The 22,149-nt window shown below is 59.0% G+C and carries 20 protein-coding genes; 9 read left to right on the forward strand and 11 right to left on the reverse strand.

The features are described from left to right. The 4 genes from NKJ94_RS19835 to NKJ94_RS19850 form a co-directional block, all read right to left on the reverse strand. A partial coding sequence (locus NKJ94_RS19835) for an ATP-binding cassette domain-containing protein (RefSeq protein ID WP_352527211.1) occupies window positions 1-331 on the reverse strand: 331 nt, incomplete at its 3' end. Window positions 332-341: 10 nt separating this feature from the next. Next, complete coding sequence (locus NKJ94_RS19840) at window positions 342-1,388, reverse strand: ABC transporter permease (RefSeq protein WP_352527212.1); 1,047 nt, start codon at window positions 1,386-1,388, stop codon at window positions 342-344. Between the two features lie 83 nt (window positions 1,389-1,471). Beyond that, a complete protein-coding gene (locus tag NKJ94_RS19845) occupies window positions 1,472-2,467 on the reverse strand; it encodes a sugar ABC transporter substrate-binding protein (protein ID WP_352527213.1) in 996 nt (331 codons plus the stop codon). A gap of 45 nt (window positions 2,468-2,512) precedes the next feature. Next, window positions 2,513-3,526 (reverse strand): sterol desaturase family protein, encoded by a 1,014-nt coding sequence (locus tag NKJ94_RS19850; protein ID WP_352527214.1) that lies wholly within the window; start codon window positions 3,524-3,526, stop codon window positions 2,513-2,515. 319 nt (window positions 3,527-3,845) lie between these two features. On the opposite strand from NKJ94_RS19850, the gene NKJ94_RS19855 reads away from it, so the two are divergent. Further along, entirely contained in the window at window positions 3,846-4,880 is a 1,035-nt protein-coding gene (locus NKJ94_RS19855) for a LacI family DNA-binding transcriptional regulator (protein ID WP_352527215.1), read from the forward strand. Between the two features lie 128 nt (window positions 4,881-5,008). Here the strand turns inward: NKJ94_RS19855 and NKJ94_RS19860 are convergent, their stop codons facing one another. From NKJ94_RS19860 to NKJ94_RS19890, 7 genes are all read right to left on the reverse strand, one after another. Then, entirely contained in the window at window positions 5,009-5,890 is an 882-nt protein-coding gene (locus NKJ94_RS19860) for a DMT family transporter (RefSeq protein ID WP_352527216.1), read from the reverse strand. 165 nt (window positions 5,891-6,055) lie between these two features. Continuing rightward, the gene (locus NKJ94_RS19865; RefSeq protein ID WP_352527217.1) at window positions 6,056-6,736 is read right to left on the reverse strand and encodes a metal-dependent hydrolase; all 681 of its coding nucleotides are present in this window, start codon (window positions 6,734-6,736) and stop codon (window positions 6,056-6,058) included. Between the two features lie 82 nt (window positions 6,737-6,818). Then, window positions 6,819-8,258: an NAD-dependent succinate-semialdehyde dehydrogenase gene (locus tag NKJ94_RS19870; RefSeq protein WP_352527218.1), complete on the reverse strand. Its 1,440-nt coding sequence runs from the start codon at window positions 8,256-8,258 to the stop codon at window positions 6,819-6,821. A 133-nt stretch (window positions 8,259-8,391) separates the two neighbouring features. Beyond that, window positions 8,392-9,327, reverse strand: coding sequence for a fumarylacetoacetate hydrolase family protein (locus tag NKJ94_RS19875; protein ID WP_352527219.1), 936 nt, complete (start codon window positions 9,325-9,327; stop codon window positions 8,392-8,394). A gap of 118 nt (window positions 9,328-9,445) precedes the next feature. After that, window positions 9,446-10,978, reverse strand: a complete 1,533-nt coding sequence (locus NKJ94_RS19880; protein ID WP_352527220.1) for a class I adenylate-forming enzyme family protein — start codon at window positions 10,976-10,978, stop codon at window positions 9,446-9,448. A gap of 10 nt (window positions 10,979-10,988) precedes the next feature. Next, entirely contained in the window at window positions 10,989-11,495 is a 507-nt protein-coding gene (locus NKJ94_RS19885; RefSeq protein WP_352527221.1) for a MaoC family dehydratase, read from the reverse strand. Continuing rightward, window positions 11,495-12,022: an FAS1-like dehydratase domain-containing protein gene (locus tag NKJ94_RS19890; protein ID WP_352527222.1), complete on the reverse strand. Its 528-nt coding sequence runs from the start codon at window positions 12,020-12,022 to the stop codon at window positions 11,495-11,497. The genes NKJ94_RS19885 and NKJ94_RS19890 overlap by 1 nt, the downstream gene beginning before the upstream one ends. Window positions 12,023-12,281: 259 nt before the next feature. Between NKJ94_RS19890 and NKJ94_RS19895 the strand changes: the two genes are divergently transcribed. From NKJ94_RS19895 to NKJ94_RS19930, 8 genes are all read left to right on the forward strand, one after another. Continuing rightward, window positions 12,282-13,478 (forward strand): ABC transporter permease, encoded by a 1,197-nt coding sequence (locus tag NKJ94_RS19895; RefSeq protein ID WP_352527223.1) that lies wholly within the window; start codon window positions 12,282-12,284, stop codon window positions 13,476-13,478. 8 nt (window positions 13,479-13,486) lie between these two features. Continuing rightward, entirely contained in the window at window positions 13,487-14,557 is a 1,071-nt protein-coding gene (locus NKJ94_RS19900) for an ABC transporter ATP-binding protein (RefSeq protein WP_352527224.1), read from the forward strand. Window positions 14,558-14,627: 70 nt separating this feature from the next. Then, a complete protein-coding gene (locus tag NKJ94_RS19905; protein WP_352527225.1) occupies window positions 14,628-15,683 on the forward strand; it encodes an extracellular solute-binding protein in 1,056 nt (351 codons plus the stop codon). Window positions 15,684-15,750: 67 nt separating this feature from the next. After that, on the forward strand, window positions 15,751-16,641 hold the full coding sequence (locus NKJ94_RS19910) for an ABC transporter permease (protein WP_352527226.1): 891 nt from the start codon (window positions 15,751-15,753) through the stop codon (window positions 16,639-16,641). 56 nt (window positions 16,642-16,697) lie between these two features. Then, complete coding sequence (locus NKJ94_RS19915) at window positions 16,698-17,684, forward strand: hydroxymethylglutaryl-CoA lyase (RefSeq protein ID WP_352527227.1); 987 nt, start codon at window positions 16,698-16,700, stop codon at window positions 17,682-17,684. Between the two features lie 108 nt (window positions 17,685-17,792). After that, on the forward strand, window positions 17,793-18,623 hold the full coding sequence (locus tag NKJ94_RS19920; protein WP_352527228.1) for an IclR family transcriptional regulator: 831 nt from the start codon (window positions 17,793-17,795) through the stop codon (window positions 18,621-18,623). A gap of 337 nt (window positions 18,624-18,960) precedes the next feature. Then, window positions 18,961-19,716: an SDR family oxidoreductase gene (locus NKJ94_RS19925; protein ID WP_352527302.1), complete on the forward strand. Its 756-nt coding sequence runs from the start codon at window positions 18,961-18,963 to the stop codon at window positions 19,714-19,716. Window positions 19,717-20,051: 335 nt separating this feature from the next. Further along, entirely contained in the window at window positions 20,052-22,121 is a 2,070-nt protein-coding gene (locus tag NKJ94_RS19930; RefSeq protein WP_352527229.1) for a hydantoinase/oxoprolinase family protein, read from the forward strand. Window positions 22,122-22,149: the final 28 nt, after the last annotated feature.

A 22,149-nucleotide genomic window follows, 5' to 3' on the forward strand; every position in this document is an offset into this window, starting at 1 on the left:
AACCTTTGGTCGGCTCGACGCCGACGAAGAAGGACCGCCCGATGCTCATCAGCGGGAACGTGCCGCCGAACTGATGCACCGTGGCGATGCCCCGTCCCTGCGCCTCACTCGGCCCGGAAAAGGTCACCGGCTGACCATCCATCAATATGTGGCCGCTGGTTGGTTTGTGGACCCCGGCCAAGGTCTTGATGAGGGTGGACTTGCCGGCGCCGTTGTCGCCGAGAAGGCAAAGCACTTCGCCGGCGCGCACCCTCAGCGAAATGTCGTGCAGGACATCGAATGGACCGAAGGATTTGTTGACGCTTTTCAGCTCGAGAATTGGCGTTTCCATTTCCAAGGCCTCACTTTTTCCTCGGCGTGTATGTCAATGCCATCTTGCGAAAGGTGTTGTTCATGAGCACTGCGAGCAGCAGAAGTACGCCGATAATGAGGCTCGACCAATTGCGATCGAACGACGTGAAGTAGATGCCCTGATTCACCACGGCGAAGGTGAGGGTCCCAAAGACGATGCCGATCACTGAGCCGAAGCCGCCAGTGAGCAGCACTCCGCCCACGACGACTGCGATGATGGCATTAAAGATAAAGGACATGCCGGCCGAAACCTGCGCCGAACTGAAGAGGATCGCCTGACACACGCCGACAAAGGCGGCACTGGTGCTCGACAGAACGAAAAGCAAAACGGTGAGGCGCTGCGTTGGAATACCGGCATTGCGCGCGCTCTCCTTGTCACCGCCCATAGCGAAGAGCCAGTTTCCGAATGGTGAGTAGTGGATGAAGAAAATGTAGATTACCGCGAGTGCCATCCACCACAGGATTATGACCTGAAACTGAGCACCGATGAACGAGCCGAAGATGGTCTTTGCCAGCCCAGTGCTGGTCAGGGCGACGCTGGTGGTGCCGGTGATGATAACGGACAGACCAAGCACTGCGCCCGCTACAGCGAATAGCGTGCCAAGTGTCACGATGAGCGAAGGCACCGCGGTTCGCACCACCAATATTCCGTTGACCAGACCTACAATGATGCCGATGGCAAGCGCGACAGAAATCCCCAGCCAGATCGAGAGACCATAATGGCCTGCGATGATGGCGACCGTCATGGACCCTGCCGGGATCATTGAGCCGATCGAGATGTCGAGTTCGCCGGCAATCATGAGAAGACCCATGGGGAGGGCAACGATACCGAGACTGGCGGCGACATTGAGCCAGCTCGCGACACCTGCCGGCATGAGGAAACTGGTGCCGCCAAAGATCGTGAAGAAGACGAACACTCCGAGCAGGCCAAGGAATGCACCAGCTTCTGGCCGTCTAAGCAGCGAGCCAACTGCGGATCCTGCCGATCCGACCCCACCCGATCCCGCTTCAAAAGGCTTGGCAGCATTTGTGTTCATTGCACTATTCCTCCCAGAAGTGCCGGCAACGTCGTATTCTTGGAACATTTGTAGGTGAGGCCGAGGAGTCCTCGGCCTCTCGATCATACCAGGGGCAGCAATCCCGTGACAGATTGCCGATAGCCTTGCTCGCCGCCCTTGAGAGTGATTTCGACATTTGATTTGTCGACAATTCCAGGGCCTGTCAAAATTGGGGCCGATGCGAGCTTCAACGCATAGTTCACGTAGGCGTCAGACATCGTAACGGCCAGGAAGCCCTGCAGCCAAGGCTGTTGATCGATAGCGAAAAGTTGCTTGCCATCCTTGATGCGGTTGAGGCCAGCGACGTTCATGTCGAAAGAACCCAGCTGTACTTTGCCGGTCTTGCCAGCCTGGTCGATGCCGGTAGCAGCGGAATCCGCGTCGCCTGCGGAGATTGTGAAGACACCGTCGATGGAGTCATCCTTGAGAAGAGTGGCCTTGATGGCTTCGGCAACAGCGGTCGGATCTCCGAATGAGCTCGCAGGCAGCGGCAGCTGTTCCGACTTGCCGCCGGCTTTCGTCACCTTGTCGGCGATGCCCTTGCAGCGGTCCTCGAGATTCTGGGCGCCCGGCACGGTATTTACGCAAATGACATGCTTGGCGCCGTGCGTGGAAAAATATTCGCCGCCGGCGAGGCCCGCGGGATATTCTTCATTGCCGATGTAGTTGATGGCGCCAAGTTCCTTGGCTTTATCTCCGCCGCCAGAATTGTAGAGCATGACGGGGATACCTGCCGCTAAGGCAGCCTTGATGGCCTCATCTTCGGCGGCAGGAACCCAGTTTGGCACGGCGATGATAGATGCCTGTTGGCTGATCGCGGTGCGCACAAGATTGGCGGCGTCGCCGCCAATGTTGTCATAGATCTGAAGCTGCAGATAATTCACCGTTCCGCCATGCGCCTGGACAACCACGGTCGCATCATCGATGCCCTTCTTAATCTTGGCGAAAAACGGATCATCGGCCTTTCCGCCGATGATAGCGATGTTCGCCGCCATCGCGGCCTGGGCAATGATCGCCAGGGCCGCGCCCGCGCACGCAATCTTCAAGAGCTTCCACATTTCACTTCCTCCCTCTCCTGCCGTCACATTGACGGATCCATGACATCATGAATTCTGCTGTTGTTTTGCCGTGATGCGCGCTCGCTTCTTCTCGAAGCGGACCTTCATCAATTCGTCGCCCTGCTTCGTGCCGTCGTGCCAGGTGCCGAGCCATTTATCGATCGGCAGCGTGCCGTCGGCGTAATTCACTTCGAAATACTTGTGGTGCAGGTAGTGGGCGTAGGCGTGGGTATCGACGCCTCCGTCGCCGGCTTCGACTTTGTCGAAGCCGATATGGCCGATGACTGCGCCAGTGCCGGTCACCTGCAAGTGGTAAAGCAGGAGCAACGGATGCGAAGGCACGATTAGATGGATCAGGCTGTCCGACCAGTAGAGCAGATGCTCTACCGGGTGCATGGAAAGCGACGACCACGGGCTTGGATTGATAGAATTGTGGTGCACCGAGTGGACCCAGCGGTAGAGCACGGGAATGTGGATCAGCCGATGGATGCAGAAGAAGTGCACCTCATGAATCAGAGGAATTACGAGAGCGAAGGCGATAAGCCAGACCGGATGCTCGCTGAAGCTCGTCCACGGCCCCCAGCCGTTAGCCCAGGCCCACAACAGCAACACCTCATAGGCCGTCCAGATCGGCAGTCCGCTGACGAAGGTGCGGATCGCGTTGTCGATATTCTGGCTCTTGAACCAGAACACGTCCGATGGGTGGTCCGCGGGGAACTTGCCGTTGAACTTGAAGCGGTTGCCTTGGGCGCGTTTCAAGTAGAGGCGTATTTCCAGAGCACCGTAGAGGAGCAGAATGAGCGCCGCGTTGCGGAGATAGAGATATAGTACCCATCCCCAATCGAGGGTCTGGAGCGTCTCGCGTGAAGGCGTGAGGTAAAACCACAACAAAGCGCCAACGCCCATGAACACAGCGTTCCACGGCAGGAAGTAGCCCGGCAGCCATCTCAGCACGCGCACGAAGCTCCAGGGAAAATCCAGAAGGGGTCCGACTTGGAGCGGCGCGCTGGGACGCCAATTGCCGCGCTTGTCGCGGGTGCCAAAGGCCAGATCGTCCATCGCGCGGCCGCCTGTTGCTCGGTGTTCAACCGTTCGCGCCTCTTGCGGAAGCGAGTCTTCGTGACCTCGTCGGATTCCTTGCTGCCGTCGTGCCACGCGCCGAAACAGCTTATCGAGGGGCACTAGAGCATCGCCGCCATAGTTTTCACCTCGAAATACGTGTGGGGATCGTCGCGCTTGCCGACAATGCCCCGGGAACCCTTAAAGCGACGCGATTTATATCGGAGGGTTGATATTCGGAGAAGACAGAAATAAAATCAAAATTGCATTTGTATCATTTAATTTCAATCATGATGATACAACATAGGAATGGGCGTTCATGAAGCGACCGACAATTCACGATCTCGCTACTGCGGCAGGCGTGTCAGTGGCGACTGTAAATAGAATTTTAGGTGGCACCGTTTCCGTGCGGCCGAAAACAGTCCAACGGGTCCAAAGCGCTGCTGAAGAAATTGGCTTTTACGGTATCGGAGCGATAGACGATCGGGCTCGCAAAATTTCGCCGCATTACCGATTGGGTTTCCTGCTCCAGCAGGCGACTCGTGACCTCTACCAGCTATTCGGAAAGAAGATCGTTGCCGCCTGTCGCGAGCGTCGGGACGAGGTTATCGAACCTGTCGTCGACTTCGCGGATATTTTGACGCCGGAGACTATCTCGAGCCGTCTCATCGCGCTCGGCGATTCTTGCGACGCTGTCGCGGTGGTCGCGGCGGATCACCCAATCATTGGCCAGGCCATCCGTTCATTGAAGGAGATGGGGAAACCGGTTGTCTCTTACATCACGGATCAGTCCGCGCCGGAAAGGGCAGCTTATGTGGGCACCGACAACTGGAAGCTGGGGCGCACTGCGGCCTTCCTGATTACGCAAACCACCCAAGGTCCTGGTCGTATTGCGGTTTTCATAGGCAATCATCGCTATCAATGCCAGGATGTCGCGGACGCCAGCTTCCGCTCCTATTTGCGCGAGCACGCTTCACGACTGATGGCAGAGGAAAGCCGTCCCACTCATGAGGAATCGAGTGAGGCCTACCGAATGGTGGCCGAGCTTCTAAAGTCAACCGACGATCTTGTCGGCATTCTGATCGTCGGCGGCGGAATAACCGGTGTGCTTCGTGCGCTAAGGGAAGTGTCTCCCGAGAGGCGATCGGGGATCAAGGTGGTATGCCGTGACATCGGACCCGAGACGCGTAAGGGATTGTCTGAGGGACTGATTACTGCAGCTCTCTGTCATCCGCTTGAGGCGACCTCCGCCCTTCTCGTGCAGACGATGATCGATGTCATTGGACCACAAGCACCGCTCGCTACCCTTCAACGGTCTATACCTTTTGAAATTGTCACTCCGGAGAATATCTGACGTAGATGTCAGCTAAGGGGCCGCCCTCGGGCGCTTATGCGACCCGATGATATGTCCGCTTTCAGGTCTCGAACTCGGCCCGCTCGAGTGGGCGGGCAACGTTTTGCATGACCGCCAATGTCGCACTTTCATGTGTTCTCGCGCGGCATATTGCGCCTTTCCTGCCAAGCAATAAATATGCCCGAAGCTATAATCACACCGGCTCCGATCGCTACCGATGCGTCTGGGTGTTCGGAGAAAAGCGCGATGCCAAATCCGGTCGCCCAAAGGATTTGACTATACTGCGTTGGCGCGACAACCGCCGCGGGTGCGAAGCGGTACGCGGCGATGGTACATAATTGGCCGGTGACGGAGATCAGACCGACTGCAGCCATCAATCCAAGGGATGGAAGTTCCACGGGTACATAGACTGCGGGAAGGATTGCACCCATCACAACGAGCGATGTCAGCATGGGATAGAGGACCATCACTGCCGGACGCTCCTCACCCCCGATCTTGCGCACGATGATCTTTGCCAGTGCACTCGCGAAGGCCCCCAAAACAGCCGTGAGGTGCCCCAAAGACAATGATGTTGCGCCTGGCCGCAGAACAATCATGACGCCGATCAGTCCAACGGCAATGGCGATCCAGCGCGATGTCCTGACTGTTTCACCGAGCAGTGGTACGGACAGCGCCGTGATCAGCAATGGTATCATAAAAAGTAGTGCATAGACCTCGGCAAGGGGCAACCTAACAAAGGCGTAGAACGAGCCCGACATCACAATCAAAGACAGTACGGAATGTGAAAGGACTAACCATGGATGACGCGGTCGAAAATTGCCGACGACGCGGTCGGCCAGCACCAGCACCGTCATCGGCGCAAACGCGAACATCAAAGCAAAAAAGAGGATTTGAAAAACAGAATGGGTGTTCCCGAGCACTTTGATGATCGCGTCATGGGTGGAGAACAATGCGAAAGAGAGCAAACCGAAACCCAGGCCGCGAATTGCAGAACTCTGGCCGTTTGCCATGTCGTTTTTCTCCTTCGGACTCTTTCCTCCGCGCGGCGTCCACGCCGCCGTTGAAGGGCAGTAACCGGCACCGGCTACGCCGCGCTGGCGGTTGGAGAAGTTCTGCGCTGATGGGCGTGAAGGATGCGGCGGCGCATTGAATGTTCCATGATCCGTCGTGGCGGCCTAGAAGGTGAGCTCTTCACCTGGTTCGACCACATGAACTTTCGTTCTGGGCGCTTCGCGCTCTGCAAATTTAACGAACTGCGTCGCGTCCTGTGCCAATAGCGGAAATGTCTTGTAATGCATTGGCAATACGGCTTTGGCTCTCAGAAGCTTCAGGGCCTTGGCGGCTTGCCGGGCATCCATGGTAAACCTGTCGCCAATCGGCAGCAGCGCGATATCGATGTCGAACAGTTCGCCCCAAATTGCCATGTTGGCGTGCAGGCCGGTATCGCCGGCGTGGTAGAGCACCTTTCCGTCCTCGAGGGTCAGGACGTAGCTTGCAGGGACGCCTGTCGCGCTGGTGTGACAAGCGTCCGTCATCGTCACGATAACGCCATCGAGATCGACTGAGCCGCCGATATTCATGGCCAATACCCGTTTGGCGCCTCTCTCTTGAAAGGCACTCGTCGTTTCCGGCTGCCCGACCAGAACCGCGCCAGTATGCGCGCTGACCGCCACGGCATCGCCGGTATGGTCTTCATGATCATGGGTGAACAAGGCGAAGTCGGCTGCAGGCAACTCGTCCAGCCTAAGGGGCGCAAGCGGATTGCCGGTGAGCCAGGGATCGATGAGGAACACTTTGCCCTTGCCGGTCGTAATCTGCCAACCTGAATGGCCGAGCCATCGAAGACGATTCGTCAAATTTACCTCCGTCGCGTATCGCGCCGACCGTGCGCCACACGAATGTGCCGTCGGCAGAGCGTGTGGTTAAATGCAGCCGTGATCAGCCGACCCTGGAGATGAATCGCGTTTCCAAATACGACTCGATCGCTTCGGAACCGCCTTCCGTCCCGTATCCGGAATCCTTGATGCCGCCGAACGGAACTTCAGGCAGTCCGAAGCCGAGATGATTGATGGTCGTCATTCCACAATCGACCTCCAGGCCTAGTCTCGTCGCACTCTTCTCAGAGCCGGTGAAAGCATATGCCGCCAGGCCATAGGGCAGGCGATTGGCCTCAGCGATCGCCTCGTCCAGATCGGCAAATCGATTGATCACCGCCACCGGACCAAAAGGCTCGTCATTCATGATGTTTGCCGAAATCGGTACATCGGCCAGAATGGTCGGCTGGAAGAAGTAACCGATGTTGCCGATCCGCCGTCCTCCGGCGATCAATTTTGCGCCATGATCCACGGCGTCGCTAACCATGGCCTCGAGAGCAAGCATGCGACGCTCATTGGCGAGCGGTCCCATCGCCGTCTCGGCATCAAGGCCATTGCCCACCCTGATTGCCCCGACTGCCTCGGTGAAGCCATCGAGAAAACGCTTAGCCACGGCTTCCTGGACCAGGAAACGGGTTGGCGATATGCACACTTGCCCGGCGTTGCGAAATTTGTGCGCCGACATCAGCGATACCGCCCGATCGAGATCCGCATCGTCGGCAATGATGACCGGAGCGTGGCCGCCGAGCTCCATCGTTGCCCGCTTCATATGCTGTCCGGCCAGAGAGGCGAGACGTTTTCCGACTGCCGTTGAACCAGTGAAGGTGACTTTGCGTATCACGGGGCTGGCGATCAGATATTCGGAGACCACGCTGGGCACGCCATATACGAGATTGACGACGCCAGCAGGAACACCCGCGTCAAGGAAGCAGCAGAAAAGCTCCGCGGGCGAGGCTGGCGTTTCCTCAGGCGCCTTGGCAACAATGGAGCATCCGGCGGCCAGCGCAGCCGAGAGCTTGCGGACGAGTTGATTGATCGGGAAGTTCCACGGCGTGAAGGCTGCGACAGGCCCAGCCGGAAGCTTCACAGTCATCTGGATGACATTTGGCGATCGGGCAGGAATCACCTGGCCGTATGTTCGCTTTCCCTCCTCGGCGAACCAGTCGATGATGTCGGCAGCAGCAGACACCTCGATTGTCGACTGGGCCAGGGGCTTGCCCTGTTCGCGCGTCATCAGCCACGCAATGTAAGGGACCCGTTCCCGGAGCAAGTCAGCCGCCCTGCGCATGATCTTGGAACGGTCGAACGCAGATATTTGGCGCCAGACATCGAACCCCTTGCCGGCAGCTTTCAGGGCTGCATCCAGGTCTGGCTGCTCGGCCCAAGCGACAGTCCCGATTTCCTCTTCCGTGGCAGGATCAACGACAGGGATCGTTTTGCCATCCGTCGCAGGAATCCAGTTTCCATCGATCAGCAGCAAGACGTCTTTGTATTCGTAGACCATGGCTGTTCATCTGCTTCCTTGGTGTCGCCAAATTCGATGATCGCACTGCGGCAGCGCTTGGTGATCGGAACAGCGAAACGTTCAAACGCAATCCGAAATCCGAGCTGCGATCCTTGCAATTGCGAGCGGGTCGTCAGGTCTGTGGATTGCGTTCCGGCGCGTGTTTTCCGGATAGCTGGCGGTTCGCATTTTCCGGAATTCCTTTTGCCCGACGCTCCAGCCAGCTGTCCCGCTCCCAGGTCCGCTTAAGGTCGTCACGGACCCGAACGCGCAGTTTGCCGAGCCCTTCAGTTTCCAATTCCACGAGATCGCCATCCTGGAAGCTCGACAATCCGTCGTGGCTTGTTCCGGTTGCCAGGACGTCGCCCGGTTCCAACGTATGCACCGAACTGACCCAGGCAATGCAGCGCGCAATCCGATGAGCCATGGCGCCGGTGTTGAAATCCTGCTTCAGGGCTCCGTTGATCCATAGCCGAACTCGCAGATCGTACGGATCGCGCACTTCATCCGCCGTCACCAGATAGGGACCGATCGGGGCAAAGGTTTCGCGCGCCTTGACCTGGAACAGCGAGGAGGCGCCGCGCGCCGAGCCATCAATGAAATTCATGTAGCCGAACACGTGGTCCATCGCGTCCGCCTCGCTAACGTTTGTGGCGCGCTTGCCGATGACGACGGCCATTTCCGCCTCGCCTTCGAAGGCGATGGCAGGATAGTCGGGCAGGATCATCGTGTCGTCTGGACCGATGATGGACCCGGCGGCTTTCGTGAACGAGTCGATCGGCGCGCGCTCTGGCCCGATCTTGCCGTCGAAATAGTTGAGCGCCATGCATACGATATTGGCAGGTCGCGGCAGTGGCGGCCGCAGCCGCACGCTTCCGACGGGGATGCCGCCGCCGTTCGTTGTCGCGCCTTCTAGTCGCGCGCGAAAATGGTCGAACCGGGCAATCAGGCCCGCCATCAAGTCTTGAGGCGCTGTCTTCGGCATTTCGTCGGCAATGGAGGAAATATCAAAGACAGCCCCATCCTTCAGGATACCCAACCTGAAGTCATCGAAATACACCAGTTTCATGCGAATAATCCCTTCAGTATGCGGCTACCGGACACGACAAAGCGCGTCAGGCTGCGAATGCGATGTGAACGTATTTCTTCACCTGTGCGGTTGAGGAACACGTGGTTCCACGCGCCTGTCACGCGACCCGGGTCAGCTTGCCTTCAGCAATCCGGCTTGCCAGCACGTTGCGCTGGATCTTGCCGGCCGGTGTCGTCGGCAGCTCATCGATGACAAAGATCTGCTGCGGGATTTTGAACTTGGCCAGGCGCCTGCGCATACCGGCCAGTACCTCGTCCCAGACCACCGGGCCGTTGGCCACGACGACTGCAACCGGAATCTCCTGCAATCTCTCGTCGGGCAAGCCGAGCACGCAGAGATTTTTCTGGCCGGACTCGCCGCGCAGCACATCCTCCACTTCGGCGGGCGCAAAGTTCTCGCCGCCGACGCGAATGATTTCCTTCAGGCGCGCCACGTAGCGCAATTCACCGTCCGGTGAGATGGAGCCGAGGTCGCCGGTGCGGAACCATCCGTCCTGCGTGAATGCCTGACGGTTGGCCTCGGGCTGGGCGAAGTAGCCTGGTGTGATGGTTGGTCCGCGGAGCTGAAGTTCTCCCAAGCAGTCGTTGGCCAGCGGCACGCCGCTTTCGGCGTCGACGATCCGAATCTCGTTGCCTGGCTGCGGTCGGCCATTCGCGGACATTCGCTTGATCAGCGGATCGTCCGGGAACCACATAGTGAACATCCCCGACGTTTCGGTCATGCCGTACAGGTTGGAGATTCCAGAGATTCCGATCTCATCATGAAGCTGTCGCATCTGGGCTCCGGCGTGATCATAGCCCACCTTGACCGTTGCGAGTTTGGTGCGGACCTTCTCGACGCCAAGGGCGAGCACATCGCGGAAGAAAACGCCGTGGGACACGTCGGCCCGGTGCCGCTCGGCCAGATCGAGCAGGCGTTCGGGGTCCCAGCTTGACATCGAGTGCAGGGTGCACCCTGCAATCAGACACGTGGTGATCGCATGCATGCTGCCGCTGCAATGGAAGAAGGGGGCAGGGCTGATGAAATGACTGGACGGTGTCAGGCGCTGACAGAATGCAGCATACTGCGCTGTTCGCAGATAGCTCTCGGCTGTGATCATCACACCCTTGGGTTTCGAAGTCGTCCCTGATGTGTAGAGGATGCTGAAGACGCCATCGGGCAGTTCCGAGGAATTTTCGTTCGCAATCTGGTATCGGAGACGCGCCTTCCAATCTCCCGCCAAACCATCGCCGGGGCCTTCGACAATCACCGATGCAAGCTGCGCGTCGATGGATGCGGCTTCCTCGAGATAGTTGCGTCCACGGTATTTGGGAACAACGGCAATCACCTTGGCGCCACTATCGTCAAGCAGCCCACTAACTTCGGCCGCGGTAAGCCGCGTGCTAATGGGTACGGCGATTGCGTTCAACTCCTGGACTGCAAGGAAACTGGCGATCCAGGCGAAGGAATTCGGCATCCATATCGCAACCCGATCTCCAGCCGAGACATGCGGACCGAGACAATTCCGCGCTTCGGCGACCAGGCGTGCGAGAGCCAGGAAACTCAGTTCATGATCGTCCATCGTAACCGCACATTTCTGCGCGAAATGACGAACATTGTGGTGCAGCACATCCGGTAGTGTCAGGCCCATCGTTGCGCCCTCATCGATAGTTCGGGAGATTGAGATCGGCGTAGGCGGGATCGACAACGAAGGGGTAGGGGACCTCACGGCCGCCGCGCAGGGGTAATACGCCGATAGCCCACCCGTTTGTGTTCACGGTATCGTTCTGATCCGTCAGGAAGAGCCGGCACGTCACAAAACCCAGCCCGCCAAGAACCTGCTTTTCGGCAATCTTGGCTTCTGCGTAGATCGTGTCGCCCGCGACATTCATCTTGTCGTAGCGGAACTTTATCTTCCACAGCCATCCATTTGGCCCAAGACCATCCTTCATCACCTGCGCCAGAATGTGCTGCTTCCACGAACCGTTCACGAGCACGTCGGGCAGCTTGTCGTGGTCGATGGCAAATCGCTGGTCGTAGTGGATGCGATGCCAGTTCTCGATTGCGGAAGACCAGCGCATGATGTGCGTCGTGGTCATCGGCCCCTTCTTGACCCGCAGCAAGGTCTGATCGACCTCGACGTCGTCGAAATAGAGAGAGCCGCCCATTACCGCCACACCATTGTATGCCTGCTGATCATCAGCAATTCGCCTGCCTCTGTTGTGAATCGTGTTTCGATCGTGACGAGCAGAAAATCTCCGCTCGCTCCTTTCTTGGGTGTCACGCTGGAGTAGCGCGGGGTGGCCACAGCCTTTTCTCCCTTCCGTAAGCAGCGATACGTTTCAACCTCGATGCCGCCGTTCAGGATGCGGTTGAACGGCACCTTGATATGTTCCAGGCCATAGTAGGCGTCAGCACCGTCACCCGCGCCATCGGCGTCAGGGCGCTCAATGATCACTTCCAATGGATCCGGCGTTCCCGAAGCCCGACGAAATGCATGCAGCGGATAGAACGGCGGAGCGACAATTTCGCCGTATTTCGAGGCCCTTGCCGCCTCTTCGTTGTAATATATCGGGTCGTCGTCCATGATCGCCTGGACGAACCGGCGCAGCGTGTCCTGTTCGAGGGGGAGCGCGGCCGTTGTCGGAGGCGCTGTTAGCCCAACATATCTCGAATAGTCATACTCCGAAGACATCACTCGCTGCCCTTTCGTTTCCTCTAATATTCCACACTCAAGCGTCCGCCCAAAAATCGGCCAGCCCGATGTTGCCAAGGATTGCGGGCTTGGGTCATCAAAAATATCCGACTAGAACTGGGTCCTCCACCAAGGACGTTAGAAGCCGGCCATCCGTCTGACCTCAGGCGTCCAATGGGCGCGTCTTGCAACGTTCCGGTCGGCGGTTCACGTTTTGCGGAAATTATTTCTGCATATTTTTTTGAGAAGCACAATAGGCTTGGCGCACGTCCTTCCAGGTGCTGCCATTTATTTGCGCAAAGGGGCTTGTGCTTTAATTCAAAATATGCGGAAATTATTTCCGTTGAGCGTTATGAGGAGAATCCCGGCAGCTCGACAGGGGACTTTTGGAAGCCGGTCGGCCCGATTGGGGTGCCGGGCAGGAGGAAGAACACAACACTATGATTTTCGGCGTTTCCAGATCTTGTCGGGAGCCTTCGAGGCTAGCGTTTGTTGCGATGATGTGTGGTCAATTTCGCGACAACGGGTTCGATCGTGCGAGAATCTTGCCATGAGCGGACTCTCTGCCGCCAGCGCAACTGACAAGGGCCAAGGGCTGAACGGGGCCGCAAGAGACTTGGGATCGACACAGGTCCGAGCTTTCGACCGGCGAAAGCTGGGGCGCTGGCTGCTGAAGGCAGCTGCGGGTCTATGCCTGCTCTTTATCCTGACGCCGCTTATCTTCGTGACGTGGTTCTCTTTTTACCGCCAGGAAATCCCCTCCTTCCCGCCAGACGGATATTCACTGCGCTGGTATGCCGAGATTGCCAACAACCAGCAGTTCCTAGACGGCTTCTGGTTCAGTTTGCAGGTCGGCGTCGTTGCCACGGCGATCGGAATGGTGGTGGGCATACCGGCAGCCTTGTGCATCTCGCGCTTTCGCTTCTTCGGGCGTGAGTTCCTCAACAGCCTGCTGCTGTTTCCGCTGATGGTCCCTGGCGTCGTGCTCGGTACGGCCTTCTATGTTTTCGAAGTCGAGATCGAGATCAAAACCAACGGCAACATGCCGGTCCTCGGGTCGCTGACGGGCCTTGTCGCCGGTCACACGCTTTTGGTGATCCCATGGGTGGTGCGCCTGATCGTTGCGACGCTTGCCAATTTCGACCTCCGGTTGGAGGAAGCGGCGCAGAATCTCGGGGCCAATCGCTGGACGACGTTCCGCCGCGTGACCTTGCCCTCGATGCTGCCGGGCATCGTAGCCTCGGCCATGTTCGGCTTCGTTGCATCGTTCAGCAACCTCGAAATGAGCCTGTTTCTGGTCGGGCCTGGTAGCACGACCTTGCCGATCACGATCCTGCAGTACCTTGAATGGAAGATCGACCCCACGATCGCCGCGGTCTCGGTGCTGCAGATCCTTCTGGTCGGCGTTGCAATGCTGATCACCGACCGCTTCGTCAAGATCAGCCGGGTAGTTTGAGGTTAACGATGGCACAGCTCGACTTGAACGGCCTTTCCAAACGCTATGGCGAGTTCCACGCGGCCCGCGACATCACCCTTTCGGTTGCCGAGGGCGAGTTCGTGGCTCTCCTCGGGCCTTCCGGCTGCGGCAAGACGACGACGCTGCGGATGATCGCCGGCTTCGTCGAGCCGACCTCGGGGGCAATCCGTCTCGGTGGGCGCGACATTACCGGGCTGCCGCCGTGGAAGCGCGATACCGGATTGGTGTTCCAGAGCTACGCGTTGTTCCCGCATCTGACGGTCGCCCAGAATGTCGCCTTCGGGCTTGAGATGCGCAAGGTGAGCCCGGCCGAGATCGCGCCCAGAGTCGAAGAGGCGCTGCGGCTGGTGCGCCTTGCCGGCTTCGGCGAGCGGCTGCCGCGCCAACTCTCAGGCGGGCAGCAACAGCGGGTGGCGTTGGCCCGGGCCCTCGTGTTTCGGCCCGACGTCCTCCTCCTCGACGAGCCGCTTTCTAATCTTGACGCGAAGCTGCGTCACGAGGTGCGGGTCGAGATCCGCGAACTGCAGCGTGCCCTGGGCATCACCACCGTCATGGTCACGCACGATCAGGAAGAGGCGCTGACGATGGCGGATCGCCTTGTAGTGATGAGCGAAGGACGGGTGCGCCAGGTCGGCACCCAGCGCGATCTTTACGAGCGGCCCGCCGATCGCTTCGTTGCCGGCTTCGTCGGTCGCAGCACTTTTCTGGAGGGGATGATCGAGGCGCCGGGGCGGTTCCGGACGTCCGGCGGTCTCGAGATCCGTTGCGCCAACGGGGCCTCGGGTGTCACCGGCCTGGCTGTGATCGCCCTGCGGCCGGAGCGCATCACCGTTGCGCCGAATGCACCTGTCAATGCGGAAAACTGCCTGCCCGGGACGACGGAGTTCGTCTCCTACCTGGGCGGCCTCCTCGACGTTCATGTTCGCCTCGCGTCAGAGGAGCGGGTGATCGTCCAGATTCCCAATCGTGCGGAAAACAATCTCCCGCAGATCGGCGACGAGGTCTTCGTCAGCTGGCCGGCGGCCTCTGCCAACGTCTTCACGGCAGGCGATGACTAGAGGCGTCGCGGGCGGCCCCGCTCAACACCTTGGATTATTGAAGCAACCAATAAACAAACGGAGTGGAACAGTGGAGAAGACATTTTTGAGCTTTAACCCGTCCCGTCGCCAGGTCTTGCAGGGAGTGGCCGCCGCGGGCATCGCCGCCGGCCTGCCTTTCGCGGCACGGGCCGATTCCAAGGGCCGGATTGTGGTGGGGACCTCGGGGGGCGACTACCAGCATCTCGTCGACCAGTTCATCGTGGACGGGGTTCTCAAGCCCGCGGGATGGGATGTGGTCGACGCCGTGGCAAACGACCTCGACCGCCGCAACAAGATGATCGCCGAAGCCCGGCTGCCGCGTGGCACCACCGACGTGCAGGGCCTGTCGGCGCTTGCCTGGTTCCAGATGGGCCAGGCCGGTGTCCTCGCAGAGATCGACTACAGCCGCCTGAAGAACGCGGCAAATCTTCTGCCGTCGATGAAATATCCCTATGGTGTCGGTTCCGGCTATACGGCCGCTGTCGGTCTTTACAACCCGAAACTTATCGAGGCGCCGAAGAGCTACAAGGAGATCCTCGATCCCAAGCACGGCGACAAGCTCGGTCTCATCGACATCCAGTACCAGTATGTGATGACGGCGGCATCGCTGGCGATGGGGGGCACGGTGCATGACGTCGAACCAGGCAAGGCACTGCTGCTCGAATTGCGCAAGGCGGGTGTGCGCATCTACCCGACCAACGAGGCCTTTGCGCAGGGGCTGAAGACCGAGGAGTGCTCGCTTGGCATCATGTGGAAAGCGCGCGCCGTGCAGTGGAAGGATGCCGGGATCAATGTGGCCGGGGCGGTGCCGAGCGAGGGTGCTCTCAAGTTTGTCCTGGGCTGGTCAGTGCCGAAAAACGCGCCCAACGCGGACGGTGCCTATGCCTTCCTCGACGCAATGCTCGAAAAGCCGGCGCAGGAGGGCTTTGCCACCAAGCTGGGCTATCCACCGACTGTGACCAACGCCGAAATTGCCCCTGAACTCAACGAGCGCATGGGCTTTTCGAAGGAGCAACTCGCAGCACTCGTCGATCTCGACTACGCCTATCTGAGCGAGAACGACATCGCCCTGCGTGACTGGTGGAACAAGAGCTTCAAGGGCTGATCCGAACCGGCCCCTCCCTTCCATCCGACGGGAGGGGCTCCGGCCAGACAGGAACAGGGGAAACGGCATGGCCGTAGCGACGACGATCACGGCAAGTGGGACGGACGAAGGGCGCAATGTCACGCGCCTGTCCGCGAGCGCCCTTATGGGGCCGGCGACGGCCATCGTCGCGCTCGGGCTTCTGATCCCGATCCTCATCCTGTTTCGCTACAGCCTAAACCAGTACTCGGCGCGCGGTCTGATGATCGACGCGGTCACCGCCGAGAACTACGTCAAATTCTTCGTCGACCCGTACTATCGGACCGTTCTCTACACCACCGTGCGGGTCGCGTTCATCTGTACGGTCGCCTGTCTGGTTCTCGGCTTCCCACTCGCCTATGTGCTGGCGCGCACCCGGTCGCGCTTCAAGAACCTTATGATCATGCTGATCGTACTGCCGATGTTCGTCAACAATGCAGTCAGGGCGGCTGGCTGGATGACGCTTTTTGGCAGCAAGGGCATGATCAACACCGGACTGATGTCATTTGGCATCATCACCCAGCCGATCGAGATGATGTATACCGAGACCGCAGTTATCATCGGCCTCGTCGCCATCAACCTGCCGGTCATGGTCCTGACCCTGCAAAGCGTGATCGAAGGGATCGACCACTCGTTGGAAGAGGCTGCCCTGAGCCTCGGCGCCGGCCCTTGGATCATGTTTCGGCGGGTGCTTTGGCCGATGGCGCTTCCCGGCATCCTTGCCGGCACGATCCTCACCTTCATCCTGGCCGTGAACGCCTATGCGACGCCGGTGTTGCTGGGTGGGCCGAAGTTCATGATGATGGCGCCCTTGGTTTACGAGCAGTTCCAGCTCAACAACTGGCCGTTCGGCGCGGCCGTCGCTTTCGTCCTGATGGCGACGACGCTGATCCTGACCGCCATTACCAATTTCTGGATGCAGCGTCGCTATCGACGCTGATAGCCCTGCGGTGACCGCCGTCCGCCGACCGGGCCGCAAAGAATGATGAGGACATCATGTATGACCTGCCGAAATCAGTGAACATCGTCGAAGTCGGCCCGCGGGACGGCCTGCAGATCGAACCGAAAATCCTTTCGGTCGACGAAAGGGTGACGATGATCGACGATCTTCTGGCTTGCGGGTTTCATGACATCGAGGTCGGATCCTTCGTCAATCCGAAAGCGGTTCCGCAGATGGCGAACACCGACAAAGTGTTGGAAAAGCTGGGCCGGCGCCTGGATGTTGCCTATCGTGTGGTCCTGCTCAATCCGCGCGGGCTCAAGGATGCGCTGGCCACGGGGCGGGCGGATGTTTACGGCCAGATCTCCATCACCGCCAGCGAGACCTTCGTCAAGCGCAATACCAACCGCAGCATCGACCAGACCTTCGAGGAATTTCCGCAATGGATCGAATTGTTCCGGGAGGCAGGCATTGACGCGACGATGATCGCCGTTATGGCCGCCTTCGGCTGCAACTTCGAGGGCTACGTGCCGCTGGAGAAGGTGATCGGCCTTATCGACCGGGCGAGCCGAATCCTCGATGACAATGGTACCAAGCTGAAGCATGTGACGCTGGCCGACACGATGGGCTGGGCCAATCCGCTGCAGGTCAAGCGGACGATCTCGGCGGTGCGGGAGCGCTGGCCGCATATCGCCATCAAGCTTCACTTGCACGACACGCGCGGCGCTGCGATGGCGAATGCGGTGGCGGCGATGGAACTTGGCGTGGCGGAATTCGATTCCTCCGTCGGCGGGTTGGGTGGCTGCCCCTTCGCCGGCCACAAGGGCGCCGCCGGCAATATTTGCACGGAAGACCTGGTCTATGTGTGTGAGGAGATGGGTATCTCGACGGGCATCGATCTGGACCGACTCCGCGAGGTGTCACTTCGCGTCGAACAGCTCGTCGGGCATCCCCTTCCTGGCAAGATCATACGGGGCGGTACGCTGGCAGCGTATAAGAGCAATCAGAGGAGCAGGGCCGATGTCCTGGCGCCGACTTTATGATCCATCGTGGCCAGCTTGCTTCGCAACGTTGGAAGGCTATGAGAGAATGGAGGCTGGTTATCACCGAAAGGTGGCCTCCAATCCCTGGCGCGATCTAAGAGGACCCGAATGAGAAAAAGAGCGCAGACATTGCCGATAGCCGATTTCGAAGAAGATTCGGGCGATAGGCAGTTTGTGACGGCGCTTTCGAGAGGACTCGCGCTGCTTCGCTTCCTGGGTAACGGGGAGGTGCTGGGTACAACAGATCTGGCTCGACTTTCAGGTCTTTCGAACGCCACGGTTTCGCGGCTTTGCTACACCTTGGGAAATCTGAACTACGTCGAATATTTGCCCGAGGTCGGCAAATATCGGCTGGGCGACGCCTGTCTTGCGTTGGGTTACCTTTACATGGCCAACGACCTGGTAAGCCACGTTGCACGTCCACTCATGAAAGAGCTTGCGGGATTTTCGCATGTTCCGGTGTGCATTGCGCGTCGCTACGAAGACAAGATGCTCTACACCGCGAGGGAGAGCGTGGAGGACCAGTTCTCATTGAAGTTTGAAGTTGGCTCGCGTGTTCCGATCGAGCGCACTGCGATGGGCCATGCCTATCTGGCCGGCCTCGATGATGCCGAACGGCAGGAGGTGTTGGACTTGCTGAAGTCCAAGATTCCCGACCTGGATAGTTTTCGCAGACAGATCGACGACAACGTTGCCTTGTTTCGCGAGAAGGGATTTTGCATCGCCGACAGGATGTGGCTGTCGCATATTCGAGCGGTCGCCGTGCCTCTGCGAATGCGCGATACTGGCAACGTCGTCGCTTTCAACTGCGGTGGAATTGCCGACTATCTCGATCCTGGCTTCCTGATGAATGAAGTTGGACCTCGGCTTGCGGACCTTGTTCGCAAGGTCGAGAGCATTCTGGAAGCGCAATCGCCATCACCCAAGACCGAGGAGTGATATCAAGATACATCAGCGCCGTTTCAGGGTTGGGATAAAACCCTGTGGCTGATGGATCGACGGTCCGATGAGACAGGCAGGGTCCAAGCTGTTGTTGGCTGGATCAGGCCAATCCACAAATCGATCAATTGTCCCGTCAATCCCTGGCATTGCTTGAGCTGAACGGCGCACCGGCGCTCATATCCCCGATCCAATACGCAGCTCGCGCCTGCTTGAGGGCGCGCGAAGATTTGCGGGCTTCCGAGCCTGAACGGCTGGCGCAACTGGCGCTGCCGGAAGAGATTATCTGCACAGAGGCACAAAAAACATGACGAACAATCAGCAGGAAAGACCCAACATGAATGAGGGAAGAGTGGCGTTGATCACCGGGGCATCATCCGGTATCGGCCGGGCGACCGCGATCGCCTTTCTCGAAGCCGGGTACAATGTCATCGTCACCGCGCGTCGCGCCGACCGGCTGGCCGAGACAATTGCTGCGGCCGGCGCAACCGGGGAGAGGGCACTGTCGCACCCGGCCGACGTGACGGACGCTGCGGCGGTGGAAGCTTTGTTCGACCACGCTGTCCAGCGGTTCGGTCGCGTCGACGTCGTCTTCAACAATGCCGGAATCTCGGCTCCTGCTGTCGACATCGACCAACTTCCGCTGGAGGCCTGGACAGCAATCGTCAACACCAACCTCACGGGGCCGTTCCTGTGTGCTCGCCAGGCTTTCCGAGTCATGAAACAACAATCTCCCAAGGGCGGGCGGATCATCAACAATGGCTCCATCTCGGCTCATACGCCGCGGCCTATGTCGGCACCTTATTCAGCCACCAAGCACGCGATCACCGGCCTTACCAAAGCATGCGCCCTCGACGGGCGCCCTCATAACATCGCTTGTGGCCAAATCGACATCGGCAATGCCGCAAGCGAGATGACATCCAGAATGACAACTGGCGCGCGACAGGCAGACGGTCGCCTCATCCCTGAACCTGTGATGGATGTAGCCAATGTTGTCGCCGCCGTGTTGCACATGGCCTCATTGCCATTGTCGGCAAACATCCTGACCATGACCGTGATGGCTACCAACATGCCATTCGTAGGGCGTGGCTGATCCTTGTTGTCGGATTTGCCGGTCGCCGGAGTATACCCGAAACCGCGCCGTTTCCGGAACTGAGCGATTCGGAGCCTTGGTGGATCCTCGGAGGGGCATCAATTTCCCAACCGCGTTCGATGCCGCACCGCCACTCGCGGCGGCTGTGAACGGGCCGGCCAGGGCCCAAGCGCATGGGCCGTATCACCGAGCAAATCGCAGAAAACGTCGGACCAACGCATTCGCCCTAATTTTCGCGCGAAAGGGTCTTGCGCTTTGGTTCGAAATATGCGGAAATAATTTCCGCTAAGCCCAACGATTGATTGGCGGGCAATTTTGGTTTTGCTGAGGGTGAGATGAGCTATCGAATAGGCGTAGATGTTGGCGGCACGTTCACAGACTTCGCGCTGTTCAACGATCTGGATCACGGAATTGAGTTTCTGAAACTTTTGACAACGCCGGCAGATCCATCGCTGGCTGTTCTCGACGGCATTGAACAAATAACGGCGGTGATGGGGATTTCGGTCGCCGATGTTTCGGATGTGCGTCACGCGACAACAATTGCCACGAACACAATCATCCAGAGAAACGGACCAAAGACGGCTTTGATCACAACCCAAGGCTTTCGCGATGTTCAGATCATTGGACGTCAGCGGCGCGCCGAGATCTACGACACGAGCGTTGATCGGCCGGTTCCGGTGGTTCGGCGCAAATACACCTGGGAAGTGCCGGAACGGATGCTGTTTGATGGTACGGTGCACAAGGTGCTGGACGAGGATGCCGTCCGGCGCGTTGCTGCCGAAATGCTGAGCGCAGACATCGAGTCGGTGGGCATCTGCTTCCTCCACAGCTACGCCAATCCTGCCCATGAGCAGCGCGTTGCGGAGATCCTGGGTGAGGTCGCACCGTCGATCGCGGTTACGCTTTCATCCGAAATCTCGCCGGTTCTTCGCGAGTATGAGCGCGGCAGCACGACGACTCTGAATGCCTATGTGGTCCCGCCCGTTCAGCGTTACGTCAAGCGGTTGGTCGATGGTCTGCGAGAGCGCGGATACAAGGGCGAGCTGCTGATCATGCAATCGAACGGCGGCATCGCGACCCCCGAGATCGTCAAGAAATTCCCGATACGAATCGTTGAATCAGGCCCCGCAGCGGGTGTGCTGACCGCCGCGCGCTACACCAAGGCTGCGGGCAATGACATCATCTCCTTCGACATGGGCGGAACCACCGCCAAAGTGTGCATGATCGAGGATGGCAAGCCCTTCCTTGCCGGCCAGTTCGAGGTCGACATGGTCAACCTAAAGCCCAACAGCGGTCTGCCCATCGATATCCCGGCGATCGATCTGGTCGAGATCGGATCCGGAGGCGGCAGCATCGCTCGGATCGAGATGGGCTCGATCAAGGTCGGGCCTGAAAGTGCCAGCAGTGTTCCTGGGCCGATCTGCTATGGCCGCGGTGGGACGCGCCCAACAGTGACCGACGCGGACGTAATCCTGGGCTACATCAACCCGGACTACTTCCTCGGCGGCAAGATGTCGCTTGATCGCGACGCGGCAAGCAAGGGCATTCAGACGCACGTCGGCGACGTCCTCGGAATCGATACAGCTGCCGCGGCATGGGGGATTTTCGAGGTCGTTACTGCTCAGATGGCAGAGGCTGCACGCGTCGTCTCGGTCGGCCGCGGCAAGGATCCGCGGGACTTCTCCTTCATCCCGTTTGGCGGAGCCGGCCCTGTTCACGGCGGGCGCATCGCCCGCATGCTGGGCTGCACGCGCATCGTCTTTCCGAGTGGTGCGGGCGTGCAGTCGGCTGTCGGCCTTCTGATGGGCGATGTCCGCTTCGACCTTGCCCGAACGCTGATCGTCGAGACGAATGACGCCAACGTGGATCAGGTCACGGACACGTTCGAGCTTCTGGTGGAGGAAGCGCGCCGCCAGATTGCAGCCGGATCTTTCGACGGTCGTGACGTTCATTTCACCTTCAGCGCCGACATGCGCTTCGTCGGTCAGGGTTATGAAATCAACGTCGAGCTTCCCTCCGACGATGCGGCTGCATCCGAAGTTCGTGATGCCTTCTTCAAGGTTTACGGCAAGACCTATGGAGAGCGCACATTCTCGCGTGACGACAGCGTCGAGTTTGTCAAACTGCACCTGAGCGCGCGTGTGGAACTGCCCAAGTTAACGTTCCCGGAGACGCCCGCACTGGGGGGCAGTGCCGACAAGGCGTTGAAAAACCACCGCAGCGTCTACTTCCCGGAGACGAACGGCTTTGCCGAGTGCCCGGTGTACGACCGGTACCTGCTCAAGTCAGGGGAACGCTTCAAGGGCCCTGCACTCGTCGAGGAACATGAATCCACGATCGTCATCCTGCCGAACAGCCTCGCGCAGGTCGATGGATCCGGCAACATCATCGTTGACCTTCACTAAAAGCAGACGCGGAGTTTGAGGGAAATCA

This window comes from Mesorhizobium sp. M0060 (assembly GCF_040323155.1).
In the GTDB taxonomy this organism is placed as follows: Bacteria; Pseudomonadota; Alphaproteobacteria; order Rhizobiales; family Rhizobiaceae; genus Mesorhizobium.